The 22,588-nt window shown below is 68.9% G+C and carries 24 protein-coding genes; 3 read left to right on the top strand and 21 right to left on the bottom strand.

The window, feature by feature from the left end; all coding sequences use genetic code 11:
* Positions 1-25: 25 nt before the first annotated feature.
* The 3 genes from dnaG to dusB are packed head-to-tail and all read right to left on the bottom strand — an operon-like array spanning position 26 to position 4,402.
* On the bottom strand, positions 26-1,885 hold the full coding sequence (gene dnaG, locus AB663_RS13495) for a DNA primase (protein ID WP_067200166.1): 1,860 nt from the start codon (positions 1,883-1,885) through the stop codon (positions 26-28).
* Positions 1,885-3,258 carry a deoxyguanosinetriphosphate triphosphohydrolase gene (locus AB663_RS13500; RefSeq protein ID WP_067200169.1) on the bottom strand — a complete coding sequence of 458 codons (1,374 nt, stop codon included), beginning with the start codon at positions 3,256-3,258 and terminating at the stop codon, positions 1,885-1,887. Before AB663_RS13500 ends, dnaG begins: the two co-directional genes overlap by 1 nt.
* Entirely contained in the window at positions 3,248-4,402 is a 1,155-nt protein-coding gene (gene dusB / locus AB663_RS13505; protein ID WP_067200172.1) for a tRNA dihydrouridine synthase DusB, read from the bottom strand. The genes AB663_RS13500 and dusB overlap by 11 nt, the downstream gene beginning before the upstream one ends.
* Before the next feature lie 59 nt (positions 4,403-4,461).
* Between dusB and AB663_RS13510 the strand changes: the two genes are divergently transcribed.
* On the top strand, positions 4,462-4,971 hold the full coding sequence (locus tag AB663_RS13510) for a glutathione peroxidase (RefSeq protein WP_067200176.1): 510 nt from the start codon (positions 4,462-4,464) through the stop codon (positions 4,969-4,971).
* On the opposite strand, the gene AB663_RS13515 is transcribed toward AB663_RS13510, so the two are convergent.
* On the bottom strand, positions 4,968-5,654 hold the full coding sequence (locus tag AB663_RS13515) for a DsbA family oxidoreductase (protein WP_067200180.1): 687 nt from the start codon (positions 5,652-5,654) through the stop codon (positions 4,968-4,970). The genes AB663_RS13510 and AB663_RS13515 overlap by 4 nt on opposite strands.
* 53 nt (positions 5,655-5,707) lie before the next feature.
* Here AB663_RS13515 and AB663_RS13520 point away from each other — a divergent pair, with 53 nt between their 5' ends.
* Positions 5,708-6,268, top strand: coding sequence for an AAA family ATPase (locus AB663_RS13520; protein ID WP_067200183.1), 561 nt, complete (start codon positions 5,708-5,710; stop codon positions 6,266-6,268).
* Here the strand turns inward: AB663_RS13520 and AB663_RS13525 are convergent.
* Complete coding sequence (locus AB663_RS13525; protein WP_067200186.1) at positions 6,259-7,059, bottom strand: isoprenyl transferase; 801 nt, start codon at positions 7,057-7,059, stop codon at positions 6,259-6,261. The genes AB663_RS13520 and AB663_RS13525 overlap by 10 nt on opposite strands.
* Before the next feature lie 7 nt (positions 7,060-7,066).
* Entirely contained in the window at positions 7,067-7,798 is a 732-nt protein-coding gene (recO, locus tag AB663_RS13530; protein WP_067200189.1) for a DNA repair protein RecO, read from the bottom strand.
* 34 nt (positions 7,799-7,832) lie between these two features.
* On the opposite strand from recO, the gene AB663_RS13535 reads away from it, so the two are divergent.
* Positions 7,833-8,531, top strand: coding sequence for a trimeric intracellular cation channel family protein (locus AB663_RS13535; RefSeq protein WP_067200191.1), 699 nt, complete (start codon positions 7,833-7,835; stop codon positions 8,529-8,531).
* A 115-nt stretch (positions 8,532-8,646) separates the two neighbouring features.
* Here the strand turns inward: AB663_RS13535 and leuA are convergent, their stop codons facing one another.
* The 15 genes from leuA to AB663_RS13610 form a co-directional block, all read right to left on the bottom strand.
* Positions 8,647-10,401 carry a 2-isopropylmalate synthase gene (leuA, locus tag AB663_RS13540; protein ID WP_067200194.1) on the bottom strand — a complete coding sequence of 585 codons (1,755 nt, stop codon included), beginning with the start codon at positions 10,399-10,401 and terminating at the stop codon, positions 8,647-8,649.
* Between the two features lie 204 nt (positions 10,402-10,605).
* Positions 10,606-11,547, bottom strand: a complete 942-nt coding sequence (locus AB663_RS13545; RefSeq protein ID WP_067200198.1) for a quinone oxidoreductase family protein — start codon at positions 11,545-11,547, stop codon at positions 10,606-10,608.
* A gap of 4 nt (positions 11,548-11,551) precedes the next feature.
* Positions 11,552-12,016, bottom strand: a complete 465-nt coding sequence (locus tag AB663_RS13550) for a hypothetical protein (protein WP_157541087.1) — start codon at positions 12,014-12,016, stop codon at positions 11,552-11,554.
* 5 nt (positions 12,017-12,021) lie between these two features.
* The gene (locus AB663_RS13555; protein WP_232304551.1) at positions 12,022-13,008 is read right to left on the bottom strand and encodes a hypothetical protein; all 987 of its coding nucleotides are present in this window, start codon (positions 13,006-13,008) and stop codon (positions 12,022-12,024) included.
* On the bottom strand, positions 12,989-13,522 hold the full coding sequence (locus AB663_RS13560; RefSeq protein ID WP_067200205.1) for a sigma-70 family RNA polymerase sigma factor: 534 nt from the start codon (positions 13,520-13,522) through the stop codon (positions 12,989-12,991). Before AB663_RS13560 ends, AB663_RS13555 begins: the two co-directional genes overlap by 20 nt.
* Before the next feature lie 45 nt (positions 13,523-13,567).
* Positions 13,568-14,464 (bottom strand): GTPase Era, encoded by an 897-nt coding sequence (gene era, locus AB663_RS13565; protein ID WP_067202756.1) that lies wholly within the window; start codon positions 14,462-14,464, stop codon positions 13,568-13,570.
* The gene (locus AB663_RS13570; protein WP_067200207.1) at positions 14,457-15,752 is read right to left on the bottom strand and encodes a hemolysin family protein; all 1,296 of its coding nucleotides are present in this window, start codon (positions 15,750-15,752) and stop codon (positions 14,457-14,459) included. Before AB663_RS13570 ends, era begins: the two co-directional genes overlap by 8 nt.
* Positions 15,749-16,207: an rRNA maturation RNase YbeY gene (gene ybeY / locus AB663_RS13575; RefSeq protein ID WP_067200211.1), complete on the bottom strand. Its 459-nt coding sequence runs from the start codon at positions 16,205-16,207 to the stop codon at positions 15,749-15,751. Before ybeY ends, AB663_RS13570 begins: the two co-directional genes overlap by 4 nt.
* The gene (locus tag AB663_RS13580; protein ID WP_232304693.1) at positions 16,204-17,229 is read right to left on the bottom strand and encodes a PhoH family protein; all 1,026 of its coding nucleotides are present in this window, start codon (positions 17,227-17,229) and stop codon (positions 16,204-16,206) included. Before AB663_RS13580 ends, ybeY begins: the two co-directional genes overlap by 4 nt.
* A 46-nt stretch (positions 17,230-17,275) precedes the next feature.
* Positions 17,276-17,623, bottom strand: coding sequence for an HIT domain-containing protein (locus AB663_RS13585; RefSeq protein ID WP_067200218.1), 348 nt, complete (start codon positions 17,621-17,623; stop codon positions 17,276-17,278).
* Between the two features lie 63 nt (positions 17,624-17,686).
* Positions 17,687-18,415, bottom strand: a complete 729-nt coding sequence (locus AB663_RS13590; protein WP_067200221.1) for a 16S rRNA (uracil(1498)-N(3))-methyltransferase — start codon at positions 18,413-18,415, stop codon at positions 17,687-17,689.
* A 3-nt stretch (positions 18,416-18,418) separates the two neighbouring features.
* On the bottom strand, positions 18,419-19,534 hold the full coding sequence (gene dnaJ, locus AB663_RS13595; protein ID WP_067200225.1) for a molecular chaperone DnaJ: 1,116 nt from the start codon (positions 19,532-19,534) through the stop codon (positions 18,419-18,421).
* A 36-nt stretch (positions 19,535-19,570) separates the two neighbouring features.
* Positions 19,571-20,602 (bottom strand): heat-inducible transcriptional repressor HrcA, encoded by a 1,032-nt coding sequence (gene hrcA, locus AB663_RS13600; RefSeq protein ID WP_067202759.1) that lies wholly within the window; start codon positions 20,600-20,602, stop codon positions 19,571-19,573.
* Between the two features lie 74 nt (positions 20,603-20,676).
* The gene (gene hemW, locus AB663_RS13605) at positions 20,677-21,894 is read right to left on the bottom strand and encodes a radical SAM family heme chaperone HemW (protein WP_067200229.1); all 1,218 of its coding nucleotides are present in this window, start codon (positions 21,892-21,894) and stop codon (positions 20,677-20,679) included.
* 16 nt (positions 21,895-21,910) lie between these two features.
* Positions 21,911-22,564: a DUF1990 family protein gene (locus AB663_RS13610; protein WP_067200232.1), complete on the bottom strand. Its 654-nt coding sequence runs from the start codon at positions 22,562-22,564 to the stop codon at positions 21,911-21,913.
* Between the last annotated feature and the right edge of the window lie 24 nt (positions 22,565-22,588).

Raw genomic sequence — 22,588 nt, forward strand, 5'->3', positions numbered from 1 at the left:
GCCGCGCGGACCTGCGCGGACGCTGTTACGACTCGGTGAAGCGCTGACGCTCCACATCGATGTCGCGCAGCCGCACTCGCAGCGCACGTCCGCCATCGGAGTCCGCCGGCACACGCTGCACGGCGCCGAGCAGTTCCTGCTTCTCCTGCTCGAGGCTGCGCAGGATGAGCCGCCGCGCGAGATCCGTGGCCGAAACCACAGCTCCCTCTTCATCCCGAGCCGGGAACGGTGTCATGAGCAGTTCGCCGGCGAGCGAGCGGTAGGGCTCCCGCACGTCGTTCACGGCCTCGGTCGGCCAGCCAGGCCTCGTACGATCAGGGGCCGCGGCGACGGCCTCACGCACGGCGTCGAGGGCGGGCGTGCGGAACGGCGACGAGAGTGCGCGAGCCAGCAGCGTCTGCTCGATGCGATGCCCGTACTGAAGCGCACCCATGAGTGCGTCGCGTTCGAGCGCCACGTCGGCGGTGCGAGCGAGTCCGGCGAGCGTCACCGAGGCGAGAGGGCCGACACCGACGGAGGCATCGGCGCTCTGCGGCGCACTCCGCTGCTGCCCTGCGCTGCTTCCCCCGCGCGCGGCGCGCTCCACCTCATGATGCACCTCGGTGGGGTCCATGCCGAGGCGGCGGGCGAGCACCCGTTCATACCCTGGCCGCAGCAGGCGATCACGGATCTCGGCGACGATCGGCGCAGCCGCGCGCAACGCACCGACTCGCCCCTCCACCGTCGAGAGGTCGAATCCGCCCAGCCGGCGATCGATGGCGAACTCGAACATCGGTACCTTGGCGTCCATGAGCCCCCGCACGGCGGCGTCGCCGCGCTGCAGCCGCAGGTCGCACGGGTCCAGACCGTCGGGCGCCACGGCGACGAAGGTCTGCGCATTGAAGCGATCGTCCTCGGTGAACGCCCGCAACGCGGCCTTCTGCCCTGCCTCGTCGCCGTCGAAGGTGAAGACCACCTCCCCTGATGCGTTGTCGTCGCCCATGACGCGCCGCAGCACCTTGATGTGCTCGGCACCGAACGCCGTGCCGCACGTCGCGATGGCCGTCGTGAGGCCCGCCAGGTGACACGCCATGACGTCCGTATACCCTTCGACCACGACCACACGCCGCGGGTCTCCACGCGCGATGTCCTTCTTGGCCAGGTCGAGCCCGTAGAGCACCTGTGCCTTCTTGTAGATCGGCGTCTCCGGCGTGTTCAGGTACTTCGGCCCCTGGTCGTCGTCGAAGAGCTTTCGCGCGCCGAAGCCGATGGTCTGGCCCGAGACATCACGGATCGGCCAGACGAGCCGCCCTCGGAACCGGTCGTACACGCCGCGCTGCCCCGTCGACACGAGACCGGCCGTCGCCAGCTCCTCGCGCGTGAAGCCCTGGGCGGACAGCGCCTTCAGCATCCCGTCCCATCCGCGCGGCGCGAACCCCACGCCGAAGTGGGCCGCAGCACCGGCGTCGAACCCGCGCTCCCCCAGGAAGCGACGTGCGGCCTCGGCATCCGGTGTGAGCAGCTGCGAGCGGAAGAACTCGGCAGCCGCGGTGTTCGCGGCATACAGACGCGCCCGTCCGCTCGTCTCCGGCGCTGCGCCCCCGTCCTCGTAGTGCAGCGTGTATCCGATGCGGCTGGCAAGACGCTCGACGGCCTCGGTGAAGCTCACGTGATCGATCTCGCGAAGGAACGAGTAGACGTCGCCCGAGGCTCCGCAGCCGAAGCAGTGATAGTACCCGACCTGGGGGCGTACGTGGAAGCTGGGGCTCTTCTCGTCGTGGAACGGGCACAGCCCCTTGAGCGACCCGACGCCGGCGGACTTGAGCGCGACACGCTCGCCGACGATGTCGGCGATGTTCGTGCGCGCCTTGACCTCATCGACGTCGGCCTGGCGGATGCGGGGCATCAGCCGACCTCGGCTGGTGTGTGTCGTTCCGTCCGCGCGACGCGCGCGCCAGGCCGCGCATGACGCGGCGTCCAGATGCCGACCTCGGCGGGATCGATCTCGCCCACGAGACGGTTGTGCCAGTCGATCGCGCTCTGATCGGTCAGGCTCGCGACCTGGTCGACGACGACGCGCGCACGCTCGGCATCGTTCGTCGCGGCGAGGAAGTCCGCCGCGAACGCGGGTTCGAGCACATCGGCGCCCGCAGACCACAGCGCGTCGGTCGACCACAGCGCGTCGGCGAGACGCTTCAGCACCCGACGCTGCTCCTTGTACACGCCCTTGCGAGCATCGATCGTCACAATGGCCTGACCCATGATGCCCTTCAGCACCGCGATCTCCGCCTCGACCACCCGCGGCACGACGACGTGTGCGTTGTACCGCACGAGCACCGCCCCGGGGTACGCCTCGCGCGTCGCAGCCACGGCGGCTCGGGCGAATCGGCCGATGAAGTCGCTGGTGAGGTTCTTCAACCGAGCGAGATCGCGCCGCGAGCGGTCGAACGACCGCAGCCACATGGGCTGCGACGCAAGGCGGTACAGCGCGTCCGCGAGCTCGTCGCGCGTGAAGTCGTATCCGACCCACTGCTGGATCCGATCGATGAGCGCCTCGTGCTCGAGCGGGTCGGACAGCTGCGCGACATCCACATAGCCGTTGACGATGGCGTCTTCGAAGTCGTGCACGGAGTAGCCGATGTCGTCGGACAGATCCATGATCTCGGCTTCGATGCAGCGCAGGCGGCCGGGAGCCCCGTCACGCATCCAGCGGAACACGGTCTCGTCCTCGGGGTACACCCCGAACTTGAGCCGCCCGCCGGGGTCGGGAACGGGGCTGTCCACCGTCCAGGGGTACTTGCAGGTCGCGTCGAGGCTCGCCCTCGTGAGGTTGAGGCCGACCGAGCGGTCATCGTCGTCGAGCACCTTCGCCTCGAGGCGAGTGAGGATGCGCAACGACTGCGCGTTGCCCTCGAAGCCGCCGATGTGCTCCGCCCACTCGTTGAGCGCGCGCTCGCCGTTGTGCCCGAAGGGAGGGTGGCCGAGGTCGTGGCTCAGGCACGCCGTGTCAACGACGTCGGCGGAGACGCCGAGGGCGGCGGCGAGCTCACGACCCACCTGCGCGACCTCGAGCGAGTGCGTGAGGCGGTTGCGGGCGAAGTCGGCGGTGCTGGCGGGGCTCAGCACCTGCGTCTTCGCTGCGAGCCGCCGGAGCGCAGCCGAGTGCAGCACCCGCGCACGGTCACGCGCGAAGTCATCGCGCTCCGAACGGTGCGTCTCGGCGAAGTAGCGCTCGGCGTCGCGGTCGCCGTAGCCGTCGCGCCGAGGGTCAGCCGCCACTGTTCTCGATCTCCGCTCCTCGCATCATCTCCGAGGTCGAATCGCCGATCTCGCGCGACTCGAGCCACTTGTCCGGCAGGGCCGGGCGCTTCGGACGGCCCGCGCGCCCACGCTGCCCCTCCGCGTCCTTGCCAGGATACGGCGCGTCGCGGTCGAGACGGCCCAGCAGATCGTCGATCTCCGCAAGGCTCGAGGCGGTGGCGAGGCCGGTGCGGATGTCGCCGCCGACGGGGTACCCCTTGAAGTACCAGGCGACGTGCTTGCGGACGTCGCGGCATCCGTGGTCCTCGTCCTCGAAGAACTCGACGAGGAGCTCGGCGTGGCGCCGGAAGGCGTCGGCGACGAAGCCCAAGGTCGCATCGACGGCCGGCGTGTCGGCGCCGAATGCCACGGCCAGGTCGCCGAAGAGCCAAGGGCGTCCGAGGCATCCGCGCCCGACCACGACACCGTCGCAGTCGGTCTGCTCCATCATGCGCACGGCGTCGTCGGACGACCAGATGTCGCCATTGCCGAGGACGGGGATGCTCGTGACCGCCTGCTTCAGCTCGCCGATCGCGTTCCAGTCGGCGTTCCCCGAGTAGAACTCGCTCGCCGTGCGCGCGTGCAGGGCGACGGCGGCCGCTCCGGCCTCCTCCGCCGCCCGACCGGCGTCGAGGAACGTGAGGTGGTCGGCGTCGATTCCCTTGCGCATCTTCACCGTGAGCGGCAGGTGTTCGGCGGCGGCAACCGCCTGCTCGACGATGTCGGCGAAGAGGGAAGTCTTCCACGGCAGAGCCGCTCCCCCGCCCTTGCGCGTGACCTTCGGCACAGGACATCCGAAGTTCAGGTCGACATGGTCGGCGTAGTCCTCGGCCACGATGATGCGGACCGCTTCGGCGATGGTCTTCGGGTCGACGCCGTACAGCTGGATCGAGCGCGGCGTCTCCGACTCGTGGTGCCGGATGAGCCGCATGGTGGTCTGGTTGCGTTCGACGAGCGCGCGAGACGTGATCATCTCGCTGACGTAGAGCCCCGCTCCGTATTCGCGGCACAGCCGCCGGAAGGCGGTGTTCGTGATCCCCGCCATGGGTGCGAGGACCACCGGCACGTCGAGGGCGATCGGTCCGATGCGGAGAGGGCGCGCGGGGGCGGTGGCAACAGTCATGACCCCTCCATTCTCCCAGACGCGGAGCCCCGACGGGTGCGCCGACTTAAGCTGTGGACATGAGTGATTCCCCCGCTGCGGAGACCTCCGTGCGCTCCATTCCGTTCATCGACGCCACAGGAGCCGAGAAGACGCTCGACGATCTCGGCGCCGACGTCGTCCTCGTCGTCAACGTCGCCTCGAAGTGCGGCCTCACACCCCAGTACGAGCAGCTCGAGCAGTTGCAGCGACAGTACGGCGACCGCGGTTTCAGCGTCGTCGGGTTCCCGTGCAACCAGTTCCTGGGTCAGGAACCCGGCTCGTTGGAGAAGATCCTCGAGTTCTGCTCCACCACGTACGGCGTGACGTTCCCCATCAACGAGAAGATCAAGGTCAACGGCAGGAACGCCGCGGAGCTCTACAAGGCCCTGCGCCAGACCCCCGATTCCTCGGGAAAGGCTGGGCGGGTGGAGTGGAACTTCGAGAAGTTCCTGGTGCTGCGCGACGGATCCGTTCAGCGGTTCCGTCCGGCGCAGAAGCCCGACTCGCCGGAGATCGTCGACGCCATCGAAGCCGCGCTCACCCGCTAGCCGGCGGCCGCCTCGGGCGCGCTCTCCGCGCGCTTGGCCCACAGGTCGCGAAGCACGTTCTCGAACGCTGCCGGCGGCTGCGCACCCGAGATGCCGTACTGCCCGTCGATCACGAAGAACGGCACGCCCTGGATGCCGTACGCGCGGGCCTGCGCCTGATCCTGCCGCACCGCGGGCAGGTACCGGGCGGACTCCAGCGCCTCGCGAGCCTCGCCTGGGTCGAGGCCGACCTCGGTGGCCAGCTCGACGAGGTCGTCGATGCGTCCGACGTGCTTGCCCTCAGTGAAGTACGCCGCCATGAGGCGCTCTTCCATCTCGTGCTGCAGTCCCTTCGCCTTCGCGAAATGCAGCAGCTCGTGGGCCTTGACGGTGTTGGTGTGCTGGAGCAGGTCGAACCGGTATTCGAGGCCCGCGCCGGCGGCGACCCCTGTGACGTGGGAGAGCATCTGCTCGACCTGGGCGCGTGGCATGCCCTTGTGGCCTGCGAGGAAGTCGACCTCGTCCCCGTCGAAGTCGACAGGCGTGTCCGGCGAGAGCTCGAACGAGTGGAACGTGATGTTCACCTGAGGAACGTCGTCGTCTCCTGCGACGGCCTCCAGACCCTTCTCGAGATTGCGCTTGCCGATGTAGCACCACGGGCAGGCGATGTCGGACCAGATGTCGATCGAGATGGGTTCGCTCACACCTCCATCCAACCGCATGGAGGTGTCCGCTATTCCGTGGATAGGATTCTCGGATGCTCTCCGCCGACGATCCGCTGCCGTCCCGCCCCTCACGAGTGTTGATCGCGGGCGTCACCGGCTCGGGGAAGACCACCCTCGCCCGGCGGCTCGGGGCGATGTGGAACCTGCGACACGTCGAGATCGACGCTCTCTTCCACGGCCCGGACTGGACTCCACGTCCGACGTTCCTCGACGACGTGCGGGCCTTCGCTTCCGAAGAGCGCTGGGTGACCGAGTGGCAGTACACGAGCAAGGGCACCGATGGGATCCTCGCGCCCCGTGCACAGCTCGCGATCTGGCTCGACTACCCGTACCGCGTCGTCAGATCACGGCTGGTGCGCCGCACGATCTCGCGCCAGGTGCTGCGCACCGAGCTCTGGAACGGCAACAGGGAGCGCGGGATCCAGAACATGTTCCGCCGCGATGCGGAGGACAACATCCTGCTGTGGCAGACCCGCACCCTGCACAAGTGGACCGAGCGCATGCCCGAGGTCCAGACCCGGCATCCGCATCTCACGATCGTCCGTCTCACGCACCCGCGCAAGACCGAGCGCTGGCTGCGCGCTCAGGCCTGATCAGGGGCGTTCACCGCGCCCCCGAACCTCCGATCGCGCGACAGGTAGATGCCGATCGCACGCCAGAGGTCCTCACGTGAGAAGTCGGGCCACAGCGTGTCGAGGAACACCATCTCGGCGTACGCCGACTCCCACAGCAGGAAGTTCGACGTGCGCTGCTCGCCCGAGCTGCGCAGGAACAGGTCGACGTCCGGCATGTCCGGAACGTACAGGTGCCGCCTGATCATCTTCTCGCTGATCGCATTCGGCTTCACCCGGCCCGCCGCGACATCCGCGGCGATGGCACGCATGGCGTCGACGATCTCGACGCGACCGCCGTAGTTCACGCACATGGTCAGCGTGAGCACGTCGTTGCCGCGCGTGAGCTGCTCGGCGTACTGGAGTTCCTTGATCACCGAGCCCCACAGGCGCGGTTTGCGCCCAGCCCACCGCACGCGCACGCCCCACTCGTTGAGCTGATCGCGCCGACGATGCAGCACATCGCGGTTGTAGCCCATGAGGAACCGCACCTCCTCCGGGGAGCGCGCCCAGTTCTCCGTCGAGAACGCGTACACCGAGAGATGCTTGACGCCGGCCTGGATGGCGCCGGCGACGACGTCCAGGAGCACCTCCTCGCCCGCCTTGTGCCCTTCGATGCGGTTGAGCCCGCGGCGGTTCGCCCACCGACCGTTGCCGTCCATGACGATCGCCACGTGCTCCGGCACCGCGGGGAACGCGGGCGGGTGCACGCCCGTCCAGTCGAGGGGACGATACGCGACGGCATCCTTGTGGGTGTACGGCTTCGGACTCACCTGGCTCCTATCGAGAGACGTCGGTCACGTGGGCGAGCGAGCGGATGCCGCGCTCGAGGTGCCACTGCGCGTACGCAGCGATGAGGCCGGATGCCGCGGAGGCGTCTGCGGAAGACGCCGCGTCGATGACCTCCCACTCCCCCGCCATCAACGAGCGCAGAAGCGACAGAGTGCGCTCGGCGATCCGTGGGCTTCCGGCCGGCGCGTCGTCGGCGCAGACGAGTCCGCCGAGTTGGCCGACGAAGTGCGTATGCGGACCGGGCTTCCCGCACCGGGCGCAATCCCCGAGAGACGGCGCCCAGCCCGAGAGCGCCATCACGCGGAGCAGATAGGAGTCGAGGATGCTGCGCGGCGCATGCTCTCCGCGTGAGAGCGCGCGCAGCCCGCCGACCAGCAGGAGGTATTGCTCGGGAGTCGCCTCCGCGTCGCTGAGGCGGTCGGCCGTCTCGACCATCGCGCTCGCCGCAGTGAACCGCTCGTACTGCGACACGATGTCGGCGCCATAGGATCCGAGGGTCTCGGCTTGCTGCACGATATCGAGCGAACGGCCCTGATACAGCTGCACGTCGGCGACCATGAACGGTTCGAGCCTCGAGCCGAACTTCGACGACGTGCGGCGCACGCCCTTGGCGACGGCCCGCAGCTTGCCGTGCCGCCGAGAGAGCATGATGACGATGCGGTCCGCCTCACCCAGCTTGTGGGTGCGCAGGACCACCGCTTCATCTCGGTACGTCGGCACCGTTCGATTATCCTCTCTGGGCGACAATGGACGGGTGACCGAACCGCTCTTCACCATTCCGCTCTGGGCGGACCTCCTCGGCGTCGGCCTCGGCGGCGTGCAGGGCGCGATGTTCGCCTCCGGATTCCAGGGACAGCGTCGCCTCGATTGGCTCGGAGTCGCCATCATCGGGATCATGATCGGCATGGGCGGCGGACTCATCCGCGACATCCTGCTCGGCCAGCCTCCGGCGACCCTGCACAGCAACTGGTATCTGCTCACGGCGACAGGTGCCTCGCTGTTCGGGATGCTGCTCGCAGGGGTCTTCAACCGGCTCAACACCGTCATCGTCGTGCTCGACGCCGTGGTCATCGGCATGTTCGGGGCCTTCGGCACGAGCAAGGCGATCGCACTGGGCATTCCGCCCGTTCCCGCCGTGTTCATCGGAGCGTGTTCGGCCGTCGGCGGCGGCGTGCTTCGAGACATGCTGATGGGTCTGCCGACCGCGATCATGCACGTCGGGTCGCTCTATGCGGTCGCCGCCGGCGCCGGCTGCGTGTTCATCGTCGTCGCGCACCTGCTGTTCGGGATGCCGATCACGCTCGCCGCCGTCATCGGCATCGTCGTGACGGCCGTCATCCGCATCCTCGCGGTGAGCTTCGACGTCTCCCTGCCAGAGCAGAGGAGGCTCTACCGCCGCAAGGTCGCGGCCGAGACGGGGATGATCCCGATCATCAAGCGCGCGGACGACTGACCGAGGAGCGCCACGACACGTGTCGACCGACGAACGCGACGACGCACAAGACGCGGCATCCGATGTCGATCATCGGATGCCGCGTCTCACTCTCACGCGCTCGACGACCTCGCGATCAGACCGCCGCGAGCTCCCGCTCGCGCGAACGGATCGAGCGGTTCACACCGGAGACGATCGCCTTGAGCGACGCGGTCGAGATGTCGCCGTCGATGCCGACGCCCCACAGACGCTGGTCGCCCACCTGCAGCTCGACGTATGCCGCGGCCTGCGCGTCGCCCCCGGCGCTGAGAGCGTGCTCCACGTAGTCGTAGACGGTGATGTCGAAGCCCTGAGCGCGCAGCACCTCCACGAACGCCGCCACGGGGCCGTTGCCCGAACCGGTGATCGCGTGCGACTCATCGCCGTCGCGCAGCACCACGTCGAGCACGACCTCCCCTGACATGTCGCTGCGCGTCTGGGTGGCCAGCAGCTCGAAGCGGCCCCACTTCTCGGCGGCGTCGGCTGCCGGCAGGTATTCGTCGGAGAAGATCGCCCAGATCTGCTCACTCGTGAGCTCACCGCCCTCGGCATCCGTCTTCGCCTGGACGACCCCGGAGAACTCGATCTGAAGCTTGCGCGGCAGGTCGATCGCGTGGTCGGCCTTCAGCAGGTACGCGACACCGCCCTTGCCGGACTGCGAGTTCACGCGGATCACAGCCTCGTACGAGCGGCCCAGATCCTTCGGGTCGACCGGCAGGTACGGCACCGCCCACTCGATCTCATCGACGCCGACGCCGAGCTCCTCGGCCTTCGCGGCCATCGCCTCGAAGCCCTTCTTGATGGCATCCTGGTGCGATCCGCTGAACGCCGTGAAGACGAGGTCTCCGGCCCACGGGCTGCGCTCGGGCACAGGAAGCTGGTTGCAGTACTCGACCGTGCGCTTGATCTGGTCGATATCGCTGAAGTCGATCTGCGGGTCGATGCCCTGCGTGAACAGGTTGATGCCGAGAGCGACCAGGTCGACGTTGCCCGTGCGCTCCCCGTTGCCGAACAGACACCCCTCGATGCGGTCGGCGCCGGCCATGTACCCGAGCTCCGCAGCCGCGATCGCGGTTCCGCGGTCGTTGTGCGGGTGCAGCGACAGGATCACGTTCTCGCGGTGGTTCAGGTGCCGGCTCATCCACTCGATGGAGTCCGCATAGACATTGGGCGTGGCCATCTCGACCGTGGCAGGCAGGTTGATGATGACCTTGCGCTCGGGTGTCGGCTCGAACACCTCGAGCACGCGATTGCAGATCTCGGCGGCGAACTCGAGCTCGGTGCCGGTGTACGACTCGGGCGAGTACTCGTAGTACACCTGGGTCTCGGGGATGCGCTTCTCGAACTCGCGGCACAGACGTGCGCCCTCGAGCGCGATGTCGATGATGCCCTGCTTGTCCGTGCGGAACACGACGTCGCGCTGCAGCACGCTCGTCGAGTTGTAGAGGTGCACGATGGCCTGCTTGGCACCGGCGATGGCTTCGTAGGTGCGCTCGATCAGATGCTCGCGAGCCTGCGTCAGCACCTGGATGGTGACGTCGTCGGGGATGAGGTTCTCCTCGATGAGCTGGCGCACGAAATCGAAGTCGGTCTGGCTCGCAGACGGGAAGCCGACCTCGATCTCCTTGTAGCCCATGTTCACGAGCAGCTCGAACATGACGCGCTTGCGCTCGGGCGACATCGGGTCGATGAGCGCCTGGTTGCCGTCGCGGAGGTCGACCGCGCACCAACGCGGAGCCTTCGTGATGCGGGAGTCCGGCCAGGTGCGGTCGGGCAGGTGGACGTCGATCTGCTCGTGGAACGGCCGGTACTTGTGGATCGGCATCGAGGACGGGCGCTGGGTGTTCTGCATGATCTGGGCTTCTTCTCTCGTCAGGATGATCGGGCCAACACAAGCGCCGCGACGAGGAAGGCCCTAACTCTCAGGACTCGTCGCGGCAGCTAAGAAGAAGCAGACCGCCGAAAGGCATGGCGCCATGGTAGCAGACCCGCCACGCGAGAGCGACCCTCACATCGGCGCCCGGCAGAGGGGCCCGAGGTCAGGGCACGTCGGGGATCAGGGCACGTCGGGGATCAGGGCGATCTTGCCGCCCGGGTGTCCGGTCGCGATGATGCGCAGCGCCTCCGGAGCCTGGGAGAGAGGCAGCTCGTGTGCCACCGGCACGGTGAGATCGCCGGTCTGCGCCAGCGCGATGAGCTCGGGCCGCACCTCATCGCGGAACCGTGCGCTCTCCGGGCGCGACCCGGCGATCGACCGGATGCCGAGCTCCCCTGCCCTCCCGGATGCGATCGACACGATCCGGTCGCAATCGGCGACGAGCTCGAGCGAGACGTCGACGGCCTCGTCGGTGCCGACCGCGTCGAGCGCCGCCGCAACGGGTCCCCCGCTCGCGGCCCGCACCCGTCCGGCGAGCCCGTGACCGTACCGGACGGGGACGCCTCCGAATCGGGCGACCTCGTCGGCGCGCTCCTCGCTGCAGGTGCCGATCACGCGGATGCCGCGTAGCCGCGCCTGCTGCAGCACGCTGACCCCCACGGCGCCGGAGGCGCCATGCAGGAGCACCGTCTCGCCCGGCGCCGCCCCGGTGACGAAGAGCATCTCCGCCGCGGTCGTGCCGGCGAGAAGAAGGTTGGCGGCCTGGGCATGCGTGAGCGTTGTCGGCTTGGCGAAGACCTTCTCCGCCGGCACCGTCACCGCGCTCGCATATCCGCCGCGCACACGGAAGGCGATGACCTCGTCACCGACGTTCGCCGCACCGGAGCCGATCACCGTGTCCGGTCCGATCGCCGCCAACTCGCCCGAGACCTCGTAGCCGATCGGCACGGGGAACTCGATTCCGGGACGGGGCGCAGCGACGTGCTTCGCATCGGCGGGGTTCACGCCTGCGGCGCGCACCCGGATCGTGACCTCGCCAGGCCCCGGGTCGCGGACCGGCTCGTCGACGAACAACCAGGAGTCGACGGGTCCTGGCACGGGAGCGATCCACCGGTGAGCCATGCGTTCAGAAGTAGCACATGACGTTGTTGACGAAGGCCGAGACGTTGGTCCACCCTCCCGCAGGGGCGCTGGCGACCACCGCGGTGCCGTTGCGGGCGTGCGCCGTACCACTCGCGCGCGCGTCGGCGAGGGACCGGGCGACGAAGGAGCTCGGGATCGCGTGGTAGCCGCACGTGTTCCAGCTGAGCATCGCCCCGCCCAGCGAGGACGACGAGAACACGCACACGAGCCCGGATCCGCAGCTCCCGACCGCACCGGCGAGGGACAAGCGCTGTCCGGCTGCATGCGGTGCGACGATCTGCATGCCGAGTTCGGGCCATACGGCGTGGTGCTCGTCGAGCAGCACACCGCCCGGCACCTCGGCCATGACAGCCGAGATCAGCGGATCGGATGCGTCATCGGCTGCAGCCGCCGGCGCGACACCGACGACGGCGAGGATGAGTCCGACCGCAGCGGAGACCGCTCGCACGCGCCTCATCGGACGAACCCGTCCACGTCGAGCAGGCGGTAGCCGATCACGGCGCCGGCGGGCATGTACTCGTTCTCCGTGACATTCGTGCGCTCGATTCCGACGATCCTGCCCGTCTCGAGAGACAGCAGGATCACGTCGCTCGCGGCGCCGTCTGCGGAGACGACCCTCATGCCGGCGACCGGACGGCCGAGACGGTCGGTCGTCCGACCGAGCGCCGTCACGCCCTCCGACTCACCGAGGATAGCGAGAAGCTCCGCTTCCTGTCGGTTCGTGAGGGTCCACTGCTCGAGCAACGCACCCATGGCCGTGGTCACGTCGGCGGCGGATGCCTGCGCCGGCATCCCGAGCGCCTGCAACGCTCCAACCAGCGATTCGCGCGTCGATCCCGGCGGTGTCGCGACCGGGGTGGTGAACTCGCCCGGCTTCATCGTGAGATCCATCGAGACCTTGCCGCTCGTGCTCACCCGCGCCGACGCGTTCGCCGCCGCATCCGCCGGGTCGTACTGGTCGCCGTCGACGACGACCACACGACCGGACTGATCGGCTTCCCACTGCAGCGTGACGAGCTGCGGAACGACCGTCGTCGCCCCCGTGTCTCCGTCGATGTTGAGGGACCACGTTGCGGAGCGCACGAAGCGCTGCGGCTCGCTGGGGCCCGGGGAGTCCGCGAGCGTCTTCTGGGCCGCGCCGACCGTGCTCTCCACGCTCGCCTCACCCTCGAAGGCCAGGGGCGGCGGTGTTCCGGCGATCGCCTGTCCGGACGGCGTCAGCACGCTGATCCCGAGCGCGGCGGCCATGACGACCGCGACCGCAGCAGAGGCGAAGCCGAGGAGGCGGTTGCGGGTGCGGTGCGGGCGGGGGTCGGTGGACATGATGCGCTCGAGCATCGCCAGCGCGTCGGCGTCCGGCTTGGCCGTGAGCGGCGTGCGGGCAGGCGACGCCGCATGCAGGAGCTCATCGAGCCGCTCGTCATCGATCATCTGCGTCATTCCCCGACCCCTCCAGTCCGAGTTCGCGTCTGAGCCTGCTCTGAGCCCGACGCAATGCCCTCTCCACCCTGGAACGCGAAGAACCGATCGACTCCGCCGTCTCCCCCACGGTGAGCCCGTCCCAGTACGTGAGCATGATGATACGCCGTTGCCTGGCCGAGAGGCCAGAGAGCGCGTTCACGATCTGAGCGTGCGTGGCCGCGCGGTCCGGGTGATCATCCCCTGCGAGTCCGGCATGAACTGCGGCGGTGACCGTCGTCCTGTTCGACGGGCGGCTGCCGCGGGCCTTCAGGCGGCGGTCGGCCACACGCAAGAGCCATGGCCGTCCCATGGGTCGACTCGCGCGGAGCTTGGTCCACGCCGTCAGGAACACCTCTGAGACCAGCTCGTTCACCTCTGCGTCGTCGTCGACGACGCACTCGATGTGATGCCGAACCGCTGCCCAATTCGCGTCGAAGACGCGGGCGAAGACCTCGTTGCGCAGCGAGTTCGGGTCGTCGCTGCGCGTATTCATGCCCCTGCGGGTGGCGGAACAGCCGCCGTCCTGAGAACGATCACGTCAGAACCCCAGCCTGCCGAGCTGCTTGGGGTCGCGCTGCCATTCCTTCGCCACCTTCACGTGCAGGCCGAGGAACACCCTCGTTCCGAGCAGCTCTTCGATCCCGGCGCGAGCGCGCGCGCCGACATCACGCAGACGAGCACCCTTCCTGCCGATGATGATGGCCTTCTGACTGTCTCGTTCGACGACGATCGACGCATGCACGTCGGTGAGGTCGCCGGCGTCACGCGGCGCCACGTCGTCGACGAGCACGGCGATCGAGTGGGGAAGCTCGTCCCGCACCCCGTCGAGCGCGGCTTCACGGATGATCTCCGCGATCCGGTCCTCCTCGGACTCATCGGTGGTGATGCCCTCGGGGTAGAGCGCAGGGCCCTCCGGCATGAGAGCGAGGATCTCGTCCGACAGCACGTCGAGCTGGTCACGGGTGAGCGCCGACAACGGGATCACCGCGGCCCAGTCCTCGCGCAGCGCATCGACTTCGATGAGGCGCTCGGTGATCTCGTCGCGCGCCGCGGCATCCGTCTTGGTGACGATCGCGACCTTCCGCGCGCGGGGGTAGCCGTCGAGCGAGGCCGCGATCCGCCGATCGCCCGGCCCGACCTTCTCCGTCGCCGGCACGCAGAACCCGATGACGTCCACGTCTCCGAGCACTTGCTCGACGAGGTCGTTGAGGCGCTCGCCCAGCAGCGTGCGCGGCTTGTGGATGCCGGGTGTGTCGACGATCACCAGCTGTCCGTCTGGACGGTTTACGATGCCGCGGATCGCGCGGCGCGTGGTCTGGGGCTTGTCGCTGATGATGGCGATCTTCTCGCCGACGAGGGCGTTGGTGAGGGTGGACTTGCCCACATTCGGACGGCCGACGAACGTCACGAAGCCGCTTCGCGTCTGCTCAGTCATCGTCTCGTTCTCCCTCGTGGTGTGCTGCGTCGGCATCCTGCTCCGCTCGTTCGACGAACACCGTCGCGATGCCGCGGCCTCGGCCGCGCGACGCACCGCCGGTGAGCACCAGCCCGCCGACGGTGGCCGTCGCCCCCGGCTGCGGCACCTGCCCCAGAGACTTGCCCAGGAGGCCTCCGATCGAGTCGACGTCGTCGTCTTCGAGCTCGAGTCCGAACAGGTCGCCCACGTCCTCCAGGGAGAGCCGCGCGCTGACGCGGTAGCGTCCGGCGCCGAGGTCTACGACCTCCGCCGTCACATGATCGTACTCGTCAGCGATCTCGCCGACGAGCTCTTCGATGAGATCTTCGAGCGTGACGAGTCCAGAGATCCCGCCGTGCTCGTCGATGACGAGGCACACGTGCACAGCGTCGCGCTTCATCTGCTGCAGCAGGGTCTCCGCCCTCATCGACTCCGGGACGAACGTCGCCGGTCGGGAGATCGGTCGGATCGGCGCGGCCCGCCACGCGCTCTCGTCCCGGAACGCGAACTGCACGAGGTCCTTGAGGTAGAGCACGCCGACCACGTCGTCGGCCTCGTCATCGACCACCGGCATCCGCGACACGCCGCGCTGCAGGAACAGCCGCATCGCCTCACTGGTGGTCGCATTGGCGTCGACGGTCACCATCTCGGTGCGGGGCACCATGACGGCGCGCACGAACTGATCGGTGAAGTCGAACACCGAGTGGATGAGATCCCGATCGTCCTCCTCGATCAGGTCGTTCGATGCGGCCTCATCCACCATGCTGAGCAGCTGCTCCTCCGAGGTGAAGGAGCTGCGGCCGGTGCCCGGCGTCACCCTGTTGCCGAGTACGACGAGCGCCTGGGCCAGAGGACCGAGGATGATGCGCAGTGCGCGCACGGTCGGGGCGTTGGCCCGCAGCATCCCGTCGGCGTGGTGCCGGCCGAAGGAACGCGGGCTCGCTCCGACGAGCACGAAGGTGATGCCCGTCATGAGCACGGCCGCGGCGAGCATCGCCCACCAGATGTTGCCGAAGAGAAGCGTGAACGCCACGGTGACGAGCACGGCGGCCGTGGTCTCGGCGAGCACGCGGATGAAGGCGACGGCGTTCACGTGGGCATCGGGATCCGCCGCGATGCGAGCCAGCTGCCGCGCGTTGCGACCCTCTTCGCTCATCTCCTGGATGTCGGCCCTCGATGTCACCCCGAACGCCGCGTCGATGGCCGCCATGAGGCCGCCGAAGGCGACCAGCAGGACGGCCCCGACGAGGAGGAACGCCGCCGTCATCGTCGGCGTTCGGATGCCGCGAAGCCCTGGATGAGCTCCTTCTGCAGCCCGAACATCTCACGCTCCTCCTCGGGCTCCGCGTGATCGAAGCCCAGCAGGTGCAGCAGCCCGTGCGTCGTGAGCAGGATCAGCTCGTCCATCAGAGAGTGCCCCGCTGCCTGCGCCTGCGTCTCGGCGACCTGCGGGCACAGCACGATGTCGCCGAGCAGCCCGGGCGGAGTCGGTCGGTCTTCGGTGCCTGGGCGCAGTTCGTCCATGGGGAAGCTCAAGACGTCGGTCGGCCCCGGCTCGTCCATCCACTGCACGTGGAGCGCCTCCATCGCGCCCTCGTCGACGAGCACGATCGCGACCTCGGCGTCGGGGCTGACGTGCAGCTGTGCGAGGTTGAAGTCGGTGAGGCGCTGCAGCACGGTCTCGTCGACGTCGACCGCCGACTCGTTGTTGATCTCGATCATGAGAGTCCTCGTTTCGGCATCCTGTCGCGCGGTCTTGGTCGCTGAGCGGCGCGACGCTCCGCCCTGTTGGCGAACTCGGCGGCCTGCTCCCGCTCGTGCCGCTGCGCGAGGCGGCGTTCGTCGTACTCGCTGTAGGCGTCGACGATCCGGCCGACCAGCGAGTGCCGCACCACATCCTCGCTGGTGAGGCGCGCGAAGTGGATGTCGTCGATCCCGTCGAGCACGCGCGTGACCAGACGAAGTCCCGAGGCCCCCTGAGGCAGATCGACCTGCGTGATGTCACCCGTGACCACCATCTTCGTCCCGAAGCCGAGACGCGTCAGGAACATCTTCATCTGCTCGGGCGTGGTGTTCTGCGCCTCGTCGAGGACCACGAACGAATCGTTGAGGGTCCGGCCGCGCATGTACGCCAACGGCGCGACCTCGATCGTCCCCGTCGCCATCAGCCGCGGCACGATCTCGGGATCCATCATCTCGTTGAGCGCGTCGTACAGGGGGCGGAGGTACGGATCGATCTTGTCGGTCAGTGTCCCGGGCAGGAACCCCAGGCGCTCCCCCGCTTCCACGGCCGGGCGCGTGAGGATGATGCGGGTGACCTCCTTGCGCTGAAGAGCCTGCACGGCCTTGGCCATCGCCAGGTAGGTCTTCCCCGTTCCCGCCGGACCGATGCCGAAGACGATCGTGTTCTCCTCGATCGCGTCGACGTACTCCTTCTGACCGAGGGTCTTGGGCCGGATGACCTTGCCGCGGGTCGAGAGGATCGCCTCGCCGAGCACCTCGCTCGGGCGCGGTCCTCCGTCGCGCCGGAGCATCTGCGCGGAGCTGGAGACGTCGCTCGGCGCGAGATCGTGGCCCTCGCGTGTCATGGTCAGCAGCTCGTCGACGAGCGCTCGCGCGTTCGCCACGTCGTCCCGCGCCCCGGTCAGCGTGATCTCGTTGCCCCGGACGAGGACCTGCACTCGCGGATGCTCCTTCTCGAGCATCCGGAGAAGCCGGTCCTGCGGACCGAGCAGCTGCACCATGGCCACACCGTCGGCGTAGACGCGGTCGGTGACGGTGTCGTTTTCGTCAGAAGCCAACGAGCTTGTTCTCCTCGATGTTGCCGAGCACATGGGCGTGCACGTGGAAGACGGACTGCGCGGCACTCGCGCCGTTGTTGAAGATGAGGCGGTACTCGCCGTTCGCATGCCGGTCGGCGATCGTCTTCGCCGCCGCGACGATCTCGGCGAGCAGCTCAGGATCGCCCGCCGCGAGCTCCGTGACGTCGCGGTACTCCTCGGTCTTCGGGATGACCAGAGCATGCAGCGGCGCCTGCGGGTTGATGTCGCGGATGGCGAAGACACGCCCCTCGTCGAGCAGGATCTCGCCCGGGATGTCGCCGTTGAGGATGCGCGTGAAGATCGAGGGCTCGGTCATGCGCTCCAGTCTACTGTCGCCCATCTTCGGCGACGCCGCACGGTCGGCGGCCCCGCCTCCCGCCTACCAGCGACCGAGAGCCGCGCTCAGCACCGCGATGGCGGCGGGACCAGCCGTGGACGTGCGGAGCACGGTCGCGCCGAGGAGCACCCGCTCCGCGCCCGCAGCCTGCAGCCGGTCGAGCTCTTCGGGGGCGATGCCTCCCTCCGGGCCGACCACGAGCACGAGATCACGCCCGTCTGGGCGCACGTCGGTCAGACGATTCTCGGCGGCGGGGTCCAGGAGCAGCATGCGAGCGCCGCTCGCCCGTGCCGCCAGATCGGCCGTCGTCACGGCATCCGATACTCGAGGCACCCAGGCACGATGCGCCTGCTTGGCCGCCTCTCTGACGATGGTCGCCCACCGTTCCCTGCCCTTGACCGCCTTGGACCCCTCCCAGCGTGAGACGCTGCGGCTCGCCTGCCAAGGCACGATCTCGTCTACACCGAGCTCGCACGCCGCCTGCACGGCCAGCTCGTCCCGGTCGCCCTTGGCGAGGGCCTGCACGAGCACGATGCGCGGAGACGGCGCGTCTTCGACCCGCCTGCTCACTACTCGCACGTCGACCTGGGAGGGCGACACCTCTTCCGCGACGCCGGCGAGCCACACGCCTGCGCCGTCGCCCACGGTGACCTCTTCGCCGACGCGCAGCCGACGGACCACCGCAGCGTGCTTCGCCTCGGCGCCCGTGAGCGAGACGATGTCGCCGCTCACGGCATCCGAGGCGGCCTCCACCAGGAAGTGCAGGACCATGGCTCAGTGCGACCGGAACCGATCGCGCAGTTTCGAGAACAGCCCCTGCTGGAACTGCGCGAGCTGCGGGGCCGGGGCCTTCGTCTTCTTCGCGAAGTCCTCGATGAGCTTCCGCTGCGCGGAGTCGAGCCTCGTCGGGGTGAGCACCTGCACGCCGACGCGAAGGTCGCCGCGCTGGGTTCCGCGCAGCGGGGTGATGCCGCGGCCCTTGATCGTGAGGACGTCGCCCGACTGCACGCCGGGGCGGATCTCGAGGTCGACCTCGCCGTCGAGTCCCTGGATCGTGGCCTCCGTGCCGAGGATGGCGTCGGTCATGGAGACCTCGAGCGTGGCGAGGAGGTCGTCGCCGTCACGGCTGAACGCTGGGTGCGGGTTGACCGTGATCTCGACGTAGAGGTCGCCGTTGGGGCCCCCGGCCTTTCCGACCTCGCCCGATCCCGGCAGCTGCAGCCGCAGACCGGTCTCCACGCCGGCGGGGATGTCGAGAGAGACGGTGCGCCTCGAGCGCACGCGCCCCTGGCCGCCGCACGTGCCGCACGGGTACGGGATCGTCGTGCCGTACCCCTCGCAGGTGCCGCACGGCTGCGAGGTCACGACGTTGCCGAGCAGGCTGCGGACCTGCCGCTGCACGTGTCCGGTGCCGCCGCAGATGTCGCATGTGACCGGCGATGTGCCCTCCTGGCAGCAGGATCCGTGACAGGTCTCGCACAGCACGGCCGTGTCGACCTCGATGTCGCGATGCGTGCCGAACACCACGTCGCCCAGTTCGAGAGAGACGCGCACGAGCGCATCCTGCCCGCGCTCGCGTCGTGAACGCGGACGACCGACGCGACCGCCGCCCTGGGCTGCCCCGAAGAACGTCTCGAAGATGTCGCCGAAGCCCCCGAAGCCGCCGAAGCCTCCCGCCGCGCCGTCATCGCCGCCCATGTCGTAGCGACGTCGCGACTCCTCGTCGCTGAGCACGTCGTACGCGTGCGTGACGAGCTTGAAGCGCTCCGCCGCCTCCTCTCCCGGGTTCACATCCGGGTGGAGCTGCCGCGCCAGGCGTCGGTACGCCTTCTTGATCTCATCGGTGGAGGCGTCCCTGGAGACGCCCAGAACCTCGTAATGGTCCGCCACAATGGCCCTTCTGCGTTGTCGTCACGGCGGGCCGCGTCAGCGACTCGCCTCATCTTCGTCGAGCATCCGCGACAGGTAACGGGCGACGGCCCGCGCGGCCGCGAGATTGCTCGGGTAGTCCATGCGGGTCGGGCCCATCACCCCGACCCTCGCCGTGCCGCTCGGCGCGGCGTAGTTGCTCGCGACGATCGACGCCTCGTCGAGTCCGAATGAGGCGTTCTCGGTGCCGATGCTGGCCGCGAGCCCGTGCGCGTCCGCCTCCATCTCGCTCATCAGCCGGAGCAGGGTCACCTGCTCCTCGATGGCCTCGAGGAGCGGATGGATGCTGCCGCGGAAGTCATGCTCGCGCCGCGCGAGCGTCGCGGCTCCGGCCATGACGAGCTTCTCCTGGCGGAACTCGCCGAGCTCATCCGCGATGATGCCCGCCAGGGTTCGCAGAGCCGCGTCGCCTGGGCGGGCGTCGTCGGCGAGCAGCGCCTGCACTCGGTCGATCGCATCGCCGATCGCCTTTCCGGTGAGGAGCGACGACAGCCGTGCCCGCAGCAGCGCCATGTCGGACTCGTCGACGTCGACCGGAAGCGGCGCGATCCGCTGCGACACGCCTCCCGCATCGGTGACGAGCACCACCAGAAGACGCTTGGGCGCGAGCGCGACGAGTTCGATGTGCGTCAGGTGGGCGCGCGCGAACGACGGGTACTGGGCGAGCGCGACCTGACCGGTCAGCTGGGTGAGCACCCGCACCGTGCGGGCCATGAGGTCGTCGAGGTCGGCAGGATCCGCGAGGAAGGACTCGATCGCCTTGCGCTGGGCGACCGACAGCGGGCGGAGCTGCGCCAGGTGGTTCACGAACACGCGGTAGCCCTTGTCGGTCGGAACGCGGCCGGACGACGTGTGGGGCGCGGTGATGAGCTCCTCATCCTCGAGCATCGCCATGTCGTTGCGGATCGTGGCCGCGGAGACGCCGAACGAGTACCGGTCGACGATCGATCGGCTCCCGACGGGCTCCCGCGTCTCGACGTAGTCCTGAACGATGGCGCGGAGCACTTGGAGTCCTCGCTCTGTGACCATCGACATCCCTCCCGCTGGCACTCGAACCTTCAGAGTGCCAATCCTACCCGTCATGGCACCGGTTCGGGGCCTGCTCAATCGGTCAGTGCACGCACCACGGCGTCGGCCAGGAGTCGTCCTCGCAGCGTGAGCCGTACGCGGCCGCGGAGGGCTGACGCCGCGTCGACGAGCCCGTCGGCGATGAGACCGGCGACGCGCGGTCGGCCCGTCTCAGGCAGGTCTGCGACGGGGATGCCCTCGGCGAGCCGACTCTGCAGGAGCACACGCTCGAGCACGCGCGACTGCTCGTCCGGCCGCTCGGTCCCGGCGGCCGGTGAGGTCTGCGACGCGAGGCGCTGCGCGTAGGCGGCCGGGTGCTTGACGTTCCACCATCGCAGGCCCGCCACGTGGCTGTGGGCACCGGGCCCGAAGCCCCACCAGTCGTGTCCGCGCCAATAGGCCAGATTGTGCCGCGAGCGCTGCTCGGGCGATCGCGCCCAGTTGCTTACCTCGTACCAGTCGAAGCCCGCGTCGGCGAGGCGCGCGTCGGCGAGCTCGTACATGTCGGCTTGCAGGTCATCATCGGGCGCAGGCACCTCGCCACGGCGGATCTGCCTGGCGAGCTTCGTGCCGTCTTCGATGATGAGCGCGTAGGCCGAGACGTGATCCGACTCGAGAGCGAGGGCCGCGTCGAGCGACGCCTCCCAATCGGCCAGCGTCTCCCCCGGTGCGCCGTAGATCAGGTCGACGCTCACCGCGAGTCCCGCATCCCGAGCGGCGTCCACGGCCGTGCGGACGTTCTCCGGGCGGTGCGTGCGGTCCAGCGCGGCGAGGACGTGGGGAACGGCGGACTGCATGCCCACCGAGAGACGGGTGACTCCGGCATCCGCGAGGACGCGGGCCGCCTCTCGCGTGACCGTGTCGGGGTTCGCCTCGACCGTCACCTCCGCACCTGGTGCGAGCCCGAAGGCCGACACCGCGGTATCCAGCATCCGAGCGAGGTCGCCGGCCGGCAGCAGCGTCGGCGTTCCGCCGCCGAAGAACACGGTCTGCAGCGGCCTGATGCCGCCCGCCTCGCCGAGCACGCGCTCCGCCAGGGCGATCTCCTGCGCGAGGGTGCTCGCATAGTCCTCCTGCCGCGCGCCGCGCAGCTCACCGGACGTATAGGTGTTGAAGTCGCAGTAACCGCAGCGCACCCGGCAGAACGGCACGTGCAGATACGCCGAGAGCGGCACGGTCGGGTCGACCGGCAGATCGGCGGGCAGACGTCCGTCGGACGGCGCCGGGTCGCCCAGCGGAAGGGGTCCTGCCATCAGCGCACTGCCGTCATCACAGCGGCGTCGCGTACAGCGGCGAGATCGCCCGCAGGTAGCGCGCGAAGAGCTCCTTGCGGCGCCGCTTCACGAGCGTCGGGAGCAGCCGGTAGAGCACCGCGATCGGCGCGTCGAAGGCGCGCACCGTGAACCACACCTCGTCGTTGTCCTCGCGCCACTCGATATCGAACGACTCTTCGCCGCTGACGACCGAGCCGCCGACGGTCCCGAGCACGAAGCCGATCCGTCGCTTCTCCTCGGTCACAGAGATCACGCGCAGCTGGGCGTCTGCACGCATGCCAGCGACCCTGCCGTGCACGCGCAAGGTCATGCCTGGTCCCACGAACGGGGTGCCCTCCGCATCGAAGCGCTGCTCGACCTCGCGCTTGCTCGGAGCGATCGGGTTGCCCTCGGCATCGAAGCTCACGCCGGCGTACGCGGGCCCCGGTGCTGGTCGCACATCGTCGATCGATAGGCCGGCCGCGCGTTGCGCCGTCCACGACAGGAGGGCCTCGCCGGCCGTCTGGAACCGTTCGGCCCCGCTGCCGATGCGCCAGGACTCCTCAGCAGGGATGCTGCGCTCCGGCGGGTACTGCATCAGGTCGGGCGCGTGCGTCGCCCCCACGGCCGCATAGTCCACCGTGTCGTCTCGGAATGTCCCGCGCCGCATGATCTCCAGACTACTGGGGCTTGC

The organism is Microbacterium sp. XT11, assembly GCF_001513675.1.
Classification (GTDB): domain Bacteria; phylum Actinomycetota; class Actinomycetes; order Actinomycetales; family Microbacteriaceae; genus Microbacterium.

Bases quoted from the DNA above. Each gene is read 5' to 3' on its own strand.
- dnaG (WP_067200166.1), bottom strand. From the start codon at position 1,885: ATGCCCCGCATCCGCCAGGCCGACGTCGATGAGGTCAAGGCGCGCACG.
- dusB (WP_067200172.1), bottom strand. From the start codon at position 4,402: ATGACTGTTGCCACCGCCCCCGCGCGCCCTCTCCGCATCGGACCGATC.
- AB663_RS13510 (WP_067200176.1), top strand. From the start codon at position 4,462: ATGAGTGATTCCCCCGCTGCGGAGACCTCCGTGCGCTCCATTCCGTTC.
- AB663_RS13520 (WP_067200183.1), top strand. From the start codon at position 5,708: ATGCTCTCCGCCGACGATCCGCTGCCGTCCCGCCCCTCACGAGTGTTG.
- leuA (WP_067200194.1), bottom strand. From the start codon at position 10,401: ATGCAGAACACCCAGCGCCCGTCCTCGATGCCGATCCACAAGTACCGG.
- AB663_RS13545 (WP_067200198.1), bottom strand. From the start codon at position 11,547: ATGGCTCACCGGTGGATCGCTCCCGTGCCAGGACCCGTCGACTCCTGG.
- AB663_RS13555 (WP_232304551.1), bottom strand. From the start codon at position 13,008: ATGACGCAGATGATCGATGACGAGCGGCTCGATGAGCTCCTGCATGCG.
- AB663_RS13560 (WP_067200205.1), bottom strand. From the start codon at position 13,522: ATGAATACGCGCAGCGACGACCCGAACTCGCTGCGCAACGAGGTCTTC.
- era (WP_067202756.1), bottom strand. From the start codon at position 14,464: ATGACTGAGCAGACGCGAAGCGGCTTCGTGACGTTCGTCGGCCGTCCG.
- AB663_RS13570 (WP_067200207.1), bottom strand. From the start codon at position 15,752: ATGACGGCGGCGTTCCTCCTCGTCGGGGCCGTCCTGCTGGTCGCCTTC.
- ybeY (WP_067200211.1), bottom strand. From the start codon at position 16,207: ATGATCGAGATCAACAACGAGTCGGCGGTCGACGTCGACGAGACCGTG.
- AB663_RS13580 (WP_232304693.1), bottom strand. From the start codon at position 17,229: ATGGTGCAGCTGCTCGGTCCGCAGGACCGGCTTCTCCGGATGCTCGAG.
- AB663_RS13585 (WP_067200218.1), bottom strand. From the start codon at position 17,623: ATGACCGAGCCCTCGATCTTCACGCGCATCCTCAACGGCGACATCCCG.
- AB663_RS13590 (WP_067200221.1), bottom strand. From the start codon at position 18,415: ATGGTCCTGCACTTCCTGGTGGAGGCCGCCTCGGATGCCGTGAGCGGC.
- hrcA (WP_067202759.1), bottom strand. From the start codon at position 20,602: ATGGTCACAGAGCGAGGACTCCAAGTGCTCCGCGCCATCGTTCAGGAC.
- hemW (WP_067200229.1), bottom strand. From the start codon at position 21,894: ATGGCAGGACCCCTTCCGCTGGGCGACCCGGCGCCGTCCGACGGACGT.
- AB663_RS13610 (WP_067200232.1), bottom strand. From the start codon at position 22,564: ATGCGGCGCGGGACATTCCGAGACGACACGGTGGACTATGCGGCCGTG.